This window comes from Streptosporangium amethystogenes subsp. fukuiense (assembly GCF_042665875.1).
Classification (GTDB): Bacteria; Actinomycetota; Actinomycetes; order Streptosporangiales; family Streptosporangiaceae; genus Streptosporangium; species Streptosporangium fukuiense.
The window spans coordinates 3,339,098-3,350,828 of sequence record NZ_JBHTEE010000001.1 but is presented as its reverse complement, the minus strand read 5'-3'; the positions used below and the strand labels follow the sequence as shown (position 1 = coordinate 3,350,828).

Annotated in this window: 11 protein-coding genes; 10 read left to right on the top strand and 1 reads right to left on the bottom strand. The window is 71.3% G+C overall.

Features of this window, described 5'->3' with window-relative positions:
* The first annotated feature begins 1 nt into the window (after position 1).
* The 8 genes from ACFQVD_RS14655 to ACFQVD_RS14620 are packed head-to-tail and all read left to right on the top strand — an operon-like array spanning position 2 to position 8,661.
* The gene (locus tag ACFQVD_RS14655; protein WP_343966417.1) at positions 2-1,003 is read left to right on the top strand and encodes a Gfo/Idh/MocA family protein; all 1,002 of its coding nucleotides are present in this window, start codon (positions 2-4) and stop codon (positions 1,001-1,003) included.
* Positions 1,000-2,109, top strand: coding sequence for a Rieske (2Fe-2S) protein (locus ACFQVD_RS14650; protein ID WP_343966415.1), 1,110 nt, complete (start codon positions 1,000-1,002; stop codon positions 2,107-2,109). The genes ACFQVD_RS14655 and ACFQVD_RS14650 overlap by 4 nt, the downstream gene beginning before the upstream one ends.
* Positions 2,096-2,881, top strand: a complete 786-nt coding sequence (locus ACFQVD_RS14645) for an ABC transporter ATP-binding protein (RefSeq protein WP_343966413.1) — start codon at positions 2,096-2,098, stop codon at positions 2,879-2,881. Before ACFQVD_RS14650 ends, ACFQVD_RS14645 begins: the two co-directional genes overlap by 14 nt.
* Positions 2,874-3,641, top strand: a complete 768-nt coding sequence (locus ACFQVD_RS14640) for an ABC transporter permease (RefSeq protein WP_343966411.1) — start codon at positions 2,874-2,876, stop codon at positions 3,639-3,641. The genes ACFQVD_RS14645 and ACFQVD_RS14640 overlap by 8 nt, the downstream gene beginning before the upstream one ends.
* Complete coding sequence (locus ACFQVD_RS14635; protein ID WP_343966409.1) at positions 3,638-4,402, top strand: ABC transporter permease; 765 nt, start codon at positions 3,638-3,640, stop codon at positions 4,400-4,402. Before ACFQVD_RS14640 ends, ACFQVD_RS14635 begins: the two co-directional genes overlap by 4 nt.
* A 53-nt stretch (positions 4,403-4,455) precedes the next feature.
* Positions 4,456-5,484: an ABC transporter substrate-binding protein gene (locus ACFQVD_RS14630; protein ID WP_343966407.1), complete on the top strand. Its 1,029-nt coding sequence runs from the start codon at positions 4,456-4,458 to the stop codon at positions 5,482-5,484.
* The gene (locus ACFQVD_RS14625) at positions 5,477-6,700 is read left to right on the top strand and encodes a glycosyltransferase (protein ID WP_343966405.1); all 1,224 of its coding nucleotides are present in this window, start codon (positions 5,477-5,479) and stop codon (positions 6,698-6,700) included. Before ACFQVD_RS14630 ends, ACFQVD_RS14625 begins: the two co-directional genes overlap by 8 nt.
* Complete coding sequence (locus tag ACFQVD_RS14620) at positions 6,697-8,661, top strand: hypothetical protein (RefSeq protein WP_386368514.1); 1,965 nt, start codon at positions 6,697-6,699, stop codon at positions 8,659-8,661. Before ACFQVD_RS14625 ends, ACFQVD_RS14620 begins: the two co-directional genes overlap by 4 nt.
* 95 nt (positions 8,662-8,756) lie before the next feature.
* Here the strand turns inward: ACFQVD_RS14620 and ACFQVD_RS14615 are convergent, their stop codons facing one another.
* Positions 8,757-9,647, bottom strand: a complete 891-nt coding sequence (locus ACFQVD_RS14615; RefSeq protein ID WP_343966400.1) for a peptidylprolyl isomerase — start codon at positions 9,645-9,647, stop codon at positions 8,757-8,759.
* A 202-nt stretch (positions 9,648-9,849) separates the two neighbouring features.
* Here ACFQVD_RS14615 and ACFQVD_RS14610 point away from each other — a divergent pair, with 202 nt between their 5' ends.
* Both ACFQVD_RS14610 and ACFQVD_RS14605 read left to right on the top strand, forming a co-directional pair.
* The gene (locus ACFQVD_RS14610) at positions 9,850-10,311 is read left to right on the top strand and encodes a hypothetical protein (protein WP_343966398.1); all 462 of its coding nucleotides are present in this window, start codon (positions 9,850-9,852) and stop codon (positions 10,309-10,311) included.
* Positions 10,312-10,342: 31 nt separating this feature from the next.
* Positions 10,343-11,653 carry a replication-associated recombination protein A gene (locus ACFQVD_RS14605; RefSeq protein WP_343966396.1) on the top strand — a complete coding sequence of 437 codons (1,311 nt, stop codon included), beginning with the start codon at positions 10,343-10,345 and terminating at the stop codon, positions 11,651-11,653.
* Positions 11,654-11,731: the final 78 nt, after the last annotated feature.

The window sequence follows — 11,731 nt, the reverse complement described above, 5'->3', positions numbered from 1 at the left end:
GATGGCCGGCGGGAGGCCGCCGGCCCGCAGGCTCCGGCTGGGGCTCGCCTGTACCGGCTGGATCGCAGACTGGGCCGTCCATCAGCCGATCCGGGACGGCTCTCCGGCCGACGTGGTGTTCGTCGCCTCCCGCGACCCCGGGCGGGCCCGCGAGTACGCGCGCCGGTGGTCCGTCCCCGCGTCGGGCGGCTGGTGGGAACTGCTGGAGCGACGCGACGTCGACGCCGTCTACGTCGCCACGCCCAACGCCGACCACGCCCGGCTCGCCCTCGACGCGGTCCTGGCGGGCAAGCACGTACTGTGCGAGAAGCCCCTGGGCCGTGACCCTCACGCCGTCGCCGAGCTGGCCGCCGAGGCTCACCGGCGGCACGTCCTGGTGCGCGAGGCCTACCACTACCGGGCCCATCCCGCGCCGGCCGGGGTACTGGCCGTGCTGAGGGCCGGCGTGCTCGGGACGATCCGCCGGATCGACGTCCGCTACGGCTGGTGGCTGGATCGGACGGACGACGTACGGCTGTCGCCCTCGCTGGACGGCGGCGCGCTGATGGACGTCGGCTGCTACGGACTCGACCTCGTGGGCCAGCTCACCCGGGGCCTTCCCGAGATCACCGGCACCCGGACGCTGACCGGTCCGACCGGGGTGGACCTGACCTGCGAGGTGAGGCTGCGGTCGGGACCGGTGCGGGCCAGGGTATGGGCGGGCCTGCGCGCGGCCCGGCCCGTCTGCGAGGCGCGCGTCACCGGCACGAAGGGAGGACTCAGGCTGCGCTCACCCTTTCTGCCGGTGATGCCGGGCGCGGTGGCGATACCCCTGTTCGGAGCGTCATGGAGCTCGCCGGTGGAGGTGACCGCCCCGCGCGCCGCGCCGTTCACCTCCTACAAGTATCAGCTCGACGCCTTCGCCCGCGACGTGGCCGCGGGCGCGTGGGGTGCGGAGGAGGGCATCGTCGGCCGGGCACACCTGCTGGGCCGGGTTCGGGAACGGATGACAGGAGAGAGATGAGCAACCTCTGCGACGTTGGCGTGGATCCCCGTCGCTGGTATCCGGCGTGCCGCACGGACGAACTGGGTCCGGGGCGGACAAGGGAGGTGCGCTTCCTCGGGCGGTCCTTCGTCGTCTTTCGCGACGGGCACGGTGCGGTTCACTGCCTCGACAACGCCTGCGTCCACCGGCGGGTCGCGCTGCACGAGGGCGAGGTGCGCGACTGCCGCATCGTCTGCCCGTACCACGGCTGGGAGTTCGGCCCGGACGGCGCGCTGTCCAGGATCCCCTACTGGGAGCCGGAGAAGGCGCTGCCGCGGCTGCGGGTGCGGAGTTTTCCCGTCGTCGAGCGCAGCGGACTCGTCTGGTTCGTCCCCGAGCCGGTCGACCCGCTTCCCCCGCAGCCGCCCGACACCTCCCCCTGGGACGGCGGAGAGTGGTTCTCCTTCCGGCAGGACCGGATCTTTCCCAACCACTACGGGATCGGCCTGCTGAACGGGATGGACTACACCCACTTCCATCTGCATCGCAGGTATCAGCCCTGGTCCCGGCTGACCCTGCGTGACCTCACCGCCGGAGACGAACGCGTCTTCGGGGCGTACGAGGTGACCAGCGGGCGTGGCAGGGCCGAGCGTGTGCTCAGGCTGCTGCTCGGCTCCGACGCGGGGGCCGACACCGTGACCCACCCGCTGGAGGTTTACTACGACTACCCCCATCACCACGCCCACCTCGGTGACGGCATGGTGGTGTGGGTCTTCTTCCGGCCCGAAGAGCGCGACCGGGTCACCGTCTACATCACCCTGTACATCAGGGCCCGGCGCGGCACCAGACACCTACGTCAGTTCGCCGAGCCCTTCTTCCGTCGCCTGGTGCTCGCCCGGATCCAGGAACAGGACGCCTGGATCGGGGTCCGCGAGCAGATCGCCTGGGAGAGCCGGCCAGACGAACCCCGTTGCGAGCTCAACCCTGTCTCGGCGGCGGCGGAACGGCTGCTGCGCTCCCGATGGCAGGCCTACGTGGAGGAGGCCGACCCCCGGCCCGGCCAGTGGCCGGCCGTCCGGCTGGGCGGTCCAGCGAGACACTCCGCCTCCCCACTCGGCGCGGGACGGCCCGATGACGGCGCGTAAGGCATCCGCCCCTTCGGGGGAGGGCGAGGCCGGGATCCACGGCCAGGCGCTGTCGAAGAGCTATGGTTCCGCACGGCGGGCGGTCCATGCCGTACGCGACGTCAGCCTGAAGGTCCGCTCCTCGGAGTTCCTGGCGATCATCGGCCCCTCCGGCTGCGGCAAGACCACCCTGCTGCGGATGGTGGCCGGGCTGGAGACGCCCACCTCGGGCACGATCAGCTGCTGGGGCCGCTCGCCGGCGGAGCTCGCGCGCGAACATCGCATCGGCATGGTCTTCCAGGACCCCGCGCTCCTGCCGTGGGCCTCCCTGCGGCGTAACGTGGAGTTCGTCTACCGCGCCGCCGGACGCCGCCCGGACCACGAACGCGTTCACGAGGCGCTGGATCTGGTCGGCCTCACCAGTCTCGCCCACCTGCGGCCTCACGAGGCGTCGGGAGGGATGCGCCAGCGCACCGCCCTGGCGCGGGCGCTGGTCATGGAACCGTCGCTGCTGCTGCTGGACGAGCCGTTCGGAGCGCTCGACGCCATCACCCGGCGCCGCCTCAACGGCGAACTCGAACGCGTCTGGACCGCCGTTCGGCCGACCACCGTCCTGATCACCCATTCGGTGGAGGAGGCGGTCATGCTCGCCGATCGTGTCGTGGTCATGTCGGACCGGCCCGCCACGATCCTCAGGGAGGTCACCGTGCCCCTGGCACGCCCCAGGCCCACCGTCCTGGACGAGACGTTCCGGGACACGGTCCGGGAGTGTATGGAGGCGCTCGATGCCTAGCCTTCGGCGGCGGGCCGGCACGTCGCTGCTGGGGCTGGCGTCGCTGGCGGCCGCCCTGCTGGTGTGGGACAAGTTCGCCTCGGGCGCCGGGCGCGGGGACGTCGCCTCCCTGGACGCGGTCGGCCGCCTCCTGGTGGACCGTCACGAACTACTCGTCGCGGCGGCCGCCGTCACTCTCGGCGAGGCGGCGCTCGGGTTGCTGACCGGGACCGCGTTCGCGGTCGTGGCGGCCTGGGCGGCTCATGTCGCCGCCGGAGCGCGCGGGCCGCTCCAGCACCTGATGCTGATCTGCTACGCGGTCCCGCTGGTCGCGCTCGGACCGCTGCTGACCGCGTCCGTGGACCGCGGAGCCATACCGGTGATCGCCGCGGCGATCAGCGCGGCGCTGCCGGTCTTCTCCTCGGCCGAGGCCGGGTTCGGCGCGGTACGGGAAGGGCTGCGTGACCTCCTCACGGTGCACGGCGCAGGTAGGTGGCGCCGGCTGGTCCTGCTGGAGGTGCCCGGCGCACTCCCGTACGCGATCGACGGGATCAAGTTCGCCGTACCGGGAGCCCTGCTCGGGGCGCTCATCGGAGAGTGGTTCGGCGTCGAGCGAGGGCTGGGGGTCCTGCTCGTCTCCGGCCTGCGGGAGGGCCAGAGCGACCTGGTCACGGCGGTGAGCGTGCTCGTCGTGGTGACCTCCTCCGCCGTCTACGCGCTCTTCGCCCGCTGGGCCCGGACGGTGCAGCGCCGCCGCGGCATCACCGGGAGTGTCACGTGAGGCGCACGGGTGCCCGCAGGCTACTGGGATACGGCTTCCTGCTGGGACTTCTCGCGGCGGGGTGGACCCTGGCCCGCGCCGGTACCGCCGTGCCGGCGCTGCTGGTGCCCGACCCGGCGCGGGTGGCCGAGAGCCTGATCACCAAGGTCGTCGCGGATCCGGCGGCGCTGCCGCTCACGTTCGCGCGAGCCCTCGCCGGAACCGTGCTCGGGCTCGCCTTGGGTACGGTGCTCGCCATCGTCTCGCACCTGGTCCCGATACTGGAGCCGCTCACCCGCGTCAGCGGAATGATCATGAGATGTGTGCCGGTGCTGGCCCTCAGCCCGCTGATCGCCACCTTCTTCGGCTACGGCGGCCCCGCGGCGGTGGCCACCGCGACAGTGATGAGCTTCTTTCCCTCCTTCGCCCTGGTGGGTGCCGCCCTGTGGCGGATCCCACCGGCCCTCCTTGACGTCATCCGGGTGACCGGTGGCGGTCGCGGCACGATCCTGCGCCGCGTCTCGCTCCCGATAGCCCTGCCCGAACTCGTGTTGGCGGCCAAGCTGACCTCCTGCGTCGGGGTGCTCGCCGCGCTCACCGCGGAGTTCCTCACCGCCAACGACGGGCTCGGCGCCCTGCTGGCCCGCTCCCAGGGGCTCCTGGACACGCCCACGGTGTGGGCGATCCTGCTGACGTCGCTGGCCGGTTCGCTGCTGGCCTACGAGGTCATGGACCTGGCCGAGAGGAAGACTCGCGCTCGCCTCTCACTGCACAAGAACTGACTCGCCTCGCACCGCACCGGAACAGAACGGCACGAGAAATGGATGGACTCAGGGTGGATCAGCTCTCTCGGCGCGGTTTCCTCCGCACCACCACGGTTTTGGGCGGGCTCGGCGCCGCCGGAATGCTCACCGCGTGTTCCTCGGCCACCGGCAACGCGACCGAGGGGGGCGGGAAGGCGGTACGCACCCAGCTGTCCTGGCTGAAGACCGTCACCTTCGCGGGCTTCTACATCGCCGAGCAGCAGGGCTACTTCAGGGACGAGGGACTGTCCGCGCCGCTCCTCGCGGGCGGGCCGAACATCCCCGACACCGTCAGCGTCGTCGCCGCGGGGGGTGCGGACGTCGCGCTGGTCGACTTCGCCGCGCTGGTCAAGGCCCGCGAGAGCGAGGCCGACCTGGTGGCCGTCGGCGCCGTCTTCCAGGAGACTCCCGGAGGTTTCGTCAGCCTCGCAGCCAACCCGGTACGCACGGCACAGGAACTCGTCGGCCGCAGGATCGGCCTGTCACCCGGCGCCGAGGTGCTGGTGGAGGCGATCCTGAAGGTCAACAACCTGCCCGTCCGCTACGAGCGGGTTCCGGTGGGCGCCGGAACCGGTCCCCTCACCAAGAAAGAGTGCGACGTGATGGCCTGCTACGTCACCGCCCAACCCCTCGCGCTGGAACAGCAGGGTGTCGACGTGGTCAGCGTGACCCAGGGAGAGCTCGGTCTGCCCGACTACGCGCTGGTGATGGCCGTCCGGCGTGCCGACCTCCAGGCCGACCGGGCGCGCTTCGCCGCCTACCTGCGCGCCGTGATCCGCGGCTACCGGCACAACGTCAAGGACCCCGAACTGGGGGTCAGACTCACCCTGGAGAGGTACGGCAAGGATCTCGGGCTCGACGCCGAGGCGGTCCGGCGCGAGAACGAGGTGCAGAACGATCTCATCCGCGGCGGTGCCGACGTGGGGGGACTGGGCCACATCGATCCCGTCCGGCTGGCGGGTCCCGTCTACGCCGGGCTCAGAGCCAGGGGCATCGGCACGCTCCCGCCCGTCTCCGAGCTACTCGACACCGCCCTGTTGCGGGAGGCAGTCGTTGACTGAACATCAGATTCCGGACATCTCGGTCGTCATCCCCACCTACAACCGATCGAGGGAGCTGGACCGCACCCTGCACACCCTGGCTCGCCAGGACCTGCCCCGGGACCGATACGAGGTGATCGTCGCCGACGACGGCTCGTCCGACGACACGCGAACCGTGGTCGAGAGCCACGCCGGCGCTCTTCACCTGGGCTACGTGTACCAGGAGGACCTTGGGTTCCGGGCCGGGCAGGCCCGCAACCTCGGCGCGGCACAGGCTCGCGGCCGGCTCCTGGTCTTCCTGGACAGCGGCACTCTCGCCTCCCGCCGGCTGCTGACCGGGCACCTGAGCGCGCACGAGGGCGGTGGCCGAGCGGTGATCGGCTACGTCTTCGGCTACGACCACGACGTCAGTGGCCGAGTTCGGCGTGACGACCTCGGCGACACCCCCGACGAGCTGATCGAGCGGTTCGTCCGGGCCGGCCGGCACCTGGACATGCGCGAGCCGAGTTACCGGAGTCTCGGCGACGCGCTGGAGGAGTACGCCGCTCCATGGATCTTCTTCTGGACCGCCAACGTGTCCGTCGCGGCGGACGACTTCCGGGCGCTCGGCGGTTTCGACCCCGACTTCGTGGGCTGGAGCGGGGAGGACGTCGAACTCGGCCGGCGCCTGTACGAGAAGGGGCTGACCTTCGTCCTGGCCCGAGAGGCGGCGAGCGTCGAGATCCCCCACGAGCGTGACCTGGACGCGCTACGTCCCAGCTACGACAGGCACGCGCTGCTCACGCTGAGAAAACACGTCGATCCGGTCGTCGAGGTCTCCACCGTCTGCTGGGCGCACGAACTGCACCCCCGCCTCGCCGAACTGCGCGCCGCCACCGTGACCCGGTTCGATCTGGCGCGATCCTGGCCGGAGACCGGGACCACGGGTCCGGGCCGCTCGACCGTCCTGTTCGGAGCCGACTGCCTGGCCGCGGTGGCGGGCGGTGACCTCTGCCTCGAAGCCGATCCCAGGCTGGTGGAGGAGGCCCGCCGCCGTGTCCCGGGCATCGAGATCCTGCCGCTGTACGGGTTCCGCACGCTGCTCGAATCCGACGCCTTCGACCACTGCCTGCTCGCCCCCTCGCTGCGGGCCTATCCTCGCTGGGCGCTGGAACTTCTGGAGGCCGAGGCGGCCAGGATCGGCCGACGGGTCAGCTGGTTGCCCGCACGGGCCACCGGCCGGCACGAGGAACGATGATGGCCTGCGCCCCGCGCATCAGTGTGGCCGTCATGTATCACCCGGCCAGGCAGGAAAGGCTTGCCCGGCTCGCCCGCGCATGCCTGCCGCTGCGGATCGTCCCTGTCGCCGACCCCGATCCCGGCTCCTTCCCCAGCCCGCTGCGGACGGCGAAACGGGCCTGGGCGGCGTACGGCGCGGACGCCACCCACCACCTCGTTCTTCAGGACGACGTGCTGCCGGTGGACGGGTTCTCCACTCACCTGCTCGCCGCGGTCGCCGCCAGGCCTGACGACGTGCTCGCCCTCTACGCGCACTGGAACTCCCCCTACAACTCCTACGCGATTCGCCAGGCGGCGGCGGGCGGCGCGCCGTGGGCGCGCCTGGTTCCCGGAGAGTGGACTCCGGCGCAGGGACTCGTCTTGCCGGTCGCGCTGGCCGCGGAACTCGGCGAGTACCTGGCGGATGTTCCCGACCATGTCCGCGACGACGACACGTTGATCGATCGCTTCCTGCGCGAACGGGACCGGTGCGCGCTGGCGGCCGTGCCCCATCTGCTCGACCATGACGAGGTCGCCAGCGTCGCGGGGAACGCCGGTCACGGCGTGCGGCGCGCCACCGTGCTCCTCCCTGGAGCGGATCTTCCCCCCGAGCACTGGTCGGCACCGCCGCGCTTCGACAAGGGGGCGGTGATGCGCGCCGCGGGCGCCCGTGACTGGGACTTCTCGGTGACCTTCGCCTTCGCCGGCTGCTTCCTCGGTTTCCTGCGACCGGTGAACGACGACTGTGTCCGGCATCCTTTCGGGCGGTGGAGCGACTGGTGCGGGGTGCTCGGTCTCGGCCGGGCGGACGTCCTCGGCCCCCTGGAGGCGTTCCTCGGCTCCTCGGCAGGCCGTGACCTCGCCGGTGTCCTCGAAGGCGCCGGGACGTCGCCGGAGATCGCGGCTGAGCTGTGGGCGGCCGCCTTCCTCCTCGGTACCGATGCCGCCGACGGGGCGCCGGCGGGCCCGCTCACCGCACGTCTGCGGCGGGCCGTGATCACCAGCTGGGTCGACTCCGGGCTCTCCGGCACCGAGAAGGCACGGCTCACCCCCGCGGCGCGCTCGGCACTGGTCGAGATGGGGGTCGAGGGCCTGGCGTGCGGCCTGGCGCACGGCCCGGTCCCCGGCGGCGGACGGCCCGTGATGTCACGGGGGCCGCTGCCCGGCGACGGCGCGGCCACCGAGGCGGAGACCTCACCCGATGACCGTACCGTCGCCGGCCTCGTCCGCCTGCTGGCCGCAAGGGAGGCGGAGGGACTCCAGCGGACGGTGTGCCACCCCGGCCTCCTGACGGTCGAGGTCGTCGTCTGCCCCGTCTGCGAGGCCGGAGCCGAGCAGGCCGCCGCCCACCTAGGGAAGACGGGGTTCTTCCCCCTGCGGGTGGTGTCTTCGGCGAGGCCGGGGGAGAGCGGCGCGGCCGATCCGCCGCGGTTGCGGATGCTCGGGTGCGAGCGCCTCCCCGTCCACGCGCTGAGCCTGGTGGGGCACGTGCGAGAACGCCTGCCGGAGGTCTCCGGCGAGTTCGTCACCCGATCGGCCTTCCTGCTGGACAACGGGTTCCCACTCGACCTGCCCGACCCACCGGCCGCCCTGAGGGCGGTGAACGCGGCAGAGCGATGGGCCGACGCCCTCTTCGATGGCGGCCTGTCGGCATCCACCGCCCCGGCCGTCATGGTCGTTCCCTCGGCCACCCTTCTCCGCCGACGGCCACCGGCGGCTGCCGGCGGCTGGATCGGGAAGGTGGGCCGGTACGGCCTGGAACTGGAGAGCCACCCGCTCACCCCGCATGCCCCCGCGCCGCCGCCGGGGCATGCCATCGGCGACTACGCCGCGCTCCGCGACGATCTCCTCCGGCGACGGCTGACTGAGATCACCCGCAACCATCCGCCGGGCCCCCGGGTGAACGGCAGGCTGGACCCCGCGCGGTTCGTGCGCCGCTGACGGGCACCCGCCACGCCCCGCCCCGGAGACGACAGAACGCGCCGGCGGTCACCCCGCCGGCGCGTTCCGATGGCGGCGAGCCGCCGCGGGTCAGGCTAGGAGAGCCGTACCGTCTTGATGATCACGGGGATCTTGGGAGCGTTGGAGCCGCCGTCGCCGGTGATGTCGTCGGGGTTGGTGATCCAGCCGCCCTTGTAGATCTTTTCGAGGATCTCCATGCCCTGGGAGACCACGCCGAAGGGGGTGTAGGCCTTCTCCACCTGGTCGGTCTCGTCGGCCAGCGAGATCCAGAACTGGCTGCCGTTCTGGTTGACGGCGTCGGACGCCTGGGCCACCGCGACCGTGCCCTTGGTGTACGGTATCCCGCCGAGGTTCTCGCTGTCGTAGACGTAGCCCGAGCTGCCCTGACCGTCGGTGGGGTTCTTGCCGTCGGCCTTGGCCTGCGGGTCGCCGCACTGCAGCAGGCCCAGGCCGGAGTTCTCCGGGGTGGCCAGGCGGTGGCACTTGGTGTTGTCGAAGAAGTGCTTCCTGGCCAGGAAGGCGAAGGAGTTGACCGTGCAGGGAGCCTGCGCGGTCGCCAGGTCGATCACGACGTCACCGTGGTTGGTGGTGATCGTCATGGTCTTCAACTTCAGGTTGGGCTTGGTCGGCGGCCTGCCCACGTTCTTCATCGGGCTGCCGCTGGTGTCCTTGCGGTAGGAACAGGTCGTGTCGGCCGGGGCGGCCGTGATGCTCGGCTCGGGCGTCGCGACAGGATCCTCGGACGGTGTGCTGCTCGCGTTGGGCGTCGCGGCGGCCTGGACGTCCTTGTTGTCACCTCCGAGGAGCCTCACCCCGGCGAACAGGCCTCCCGCGACGACGACCACCGCGATGACCGCTCCGATGACGGCGTTCCGCTTCGACGTGCTCTTCTGCTGCTCAGCACGCTTCGCCTGCCGCTCCTTGTGCTCCCGAGCCAACTGGCTCTGGCGGTCCTCGGCGCTCACCGCTATGTCCTCCAGGATTACTGTTACATGACTTACGGACTGGCGGAAAGCGTACCGGCCCTAACGTGTGCTGCATGTAAGTGGCGGAATTCACTAGATGGGGATGGAGGGGAAAGACCAGGATCTCTTCACACTCTCCATAACTCGTTCATGGTGAGATCCGTACCTGCCGATGACGAGCCACGCACCACCGGAGCACTCCATGTTCGACGAGATCCTCGGTCTGCCCCTTCACCCCCTGGTCGTCCACGCCGCCGTGGTCCTGACCCCGCTCCTGGCAGTGCTCGCCGTCGCGTACGCGCTGCTGCCCCGTACCCGCCCCATGCTCACCTGGGCGGTGGTCGGGCTCGCCCCGATCGTGCCGGTGAGCGTCTTCGTGGCACGGGAGAGCGGGGAGTCGCTGGAGGAGGGCCGTTTCGCCTCCGCGAGCGGGCAGCTCGGTGAGCGCATAGCCGAGCACGCGGGCTTCAGCATCCCCCTGCTGCTCGTCACCCTCGCCCTCGGAGTGATGTCGCTGGCTCTCGTCCACGTCTCGCGCGGGGACCGGTTCGGCCGTTCGGCGGGGCTGGCCGTCTCGGCGCTGACCGTGGTCCTGGCCGCCGTCGCGCTCTACTACGTGTTGCGGGCCGGGCACAGCGGGGCCGTCGCCGTCTGGGGGAACTGAGGCGCGACCGGGCAACGGTACTGTCTCAGGAGTGGACAGCCTGTTCGATTCGGCGGCGGAGGAGGCCCATCGTGGCCAGGAGCCCCTGGCGGTGCGGATGCGCCCCAGGAGCCTGGACGAGGTGATCGGCCAGCGGCACCTGCTGGGCCCCGGCACGCCGCTGCGCCGCCTCGTCGAGGCCGAGGCGCCCATGTCGCTGTTCCTCTGGGGCCCTCCGGGCACCGGCAAGACCACCCTCGCCTACGTGGTGGCGGGTGTCACCAAGCGTCGCTTCGTGGAGGTCTCCGCGGTCTCGGCGGGTGTCAAGGAGGTCCGCGCGGCCATCGAGCAGGCCCGGCGCGAGCTGGGTATGTCCGGCCGCCAGACCGTCCTGTTCGTCGACGAGGTGCACCGCTTCAACAAGGCGCAGCAGGACGCCCTGCTGCCCGCCGTGGAGAACCGCTGGGTCACCTTCATCGGCGCCACCACGGAGAACCCCTTCTTCTCCGTCATCTCGCCCCTGCTGTCGCGCTCGCTGCTGCTCACCCTGGAGTCACTGTCGGAGGACGACATCCGGGTGGTGCTGGAGCGTGCTGTCACCGACCCGCGCGGCCTGGACGCAAGGGTGAACCTCGCACCCGAGGCCGCCGAGCACCTGGTGCGGCTCGCCGGTGGCGACGCCCGCAGGTCGCTCACCTATCTGGAGGCCGCCGCGCTGATCGCCGACGGCGAGATCACCGTCGAGGTGGTGGAGCGGGCGGTGGACAAGGCCGCCGTGCGCTACGACCGTCAAGGCGACCAGCACTACGACGTGATCAGCGGTTTCATCAAGAGCATGCGGGGCTCCGACGCCGACGCCGCGCTGCACTACCTCGCCCGGATGGTCGAGGCGGGCGAGGACCCCCGGTTCATCGCCCGCAGGATCGTCATCTTCGCCTCCGAGGACGTCGGCATGGCCGATCCCACCTGCCTGCAGGTCGCGGTGGCCGCGGCCCAGGCGGTGGAGTTCATCGGCCTGCCGGAGGGACGGCTCAACCTGGCCCAGGCGGTCATCCACTGCGCGCTGGCCCCCAAGTCCAACGCGGTGATCAATGCCATCGGCGCCGCCTCCGAGGACGTGCGGCGCGGCAACATCGGTCATGTCCCCGACCATCTGCGTGACGCCCACTATCCGGGAGCCAAGAAGCTCGGCCACGGCAAGGGCTACAGGTACCCCCACGACTTCGAGCACGGCCTGGTCCGTCAGGAGTACGCGCCCGAGGAGCTCAGGGACCGGCGCTACTACCGGCCCACCCGGCACGGCGCCGAGGCGGGCTTCGCCGACCGCTGGTCCAGGATCCGCGCCTTCCTGCGCGGAGAGTGATCTGCCGTGCCGCGCGCCCGGTCTCGTGGCTCGTCCCGCTCACACCGCCCGGTTCTCGGGACGCGGGTCCCAGGGAGG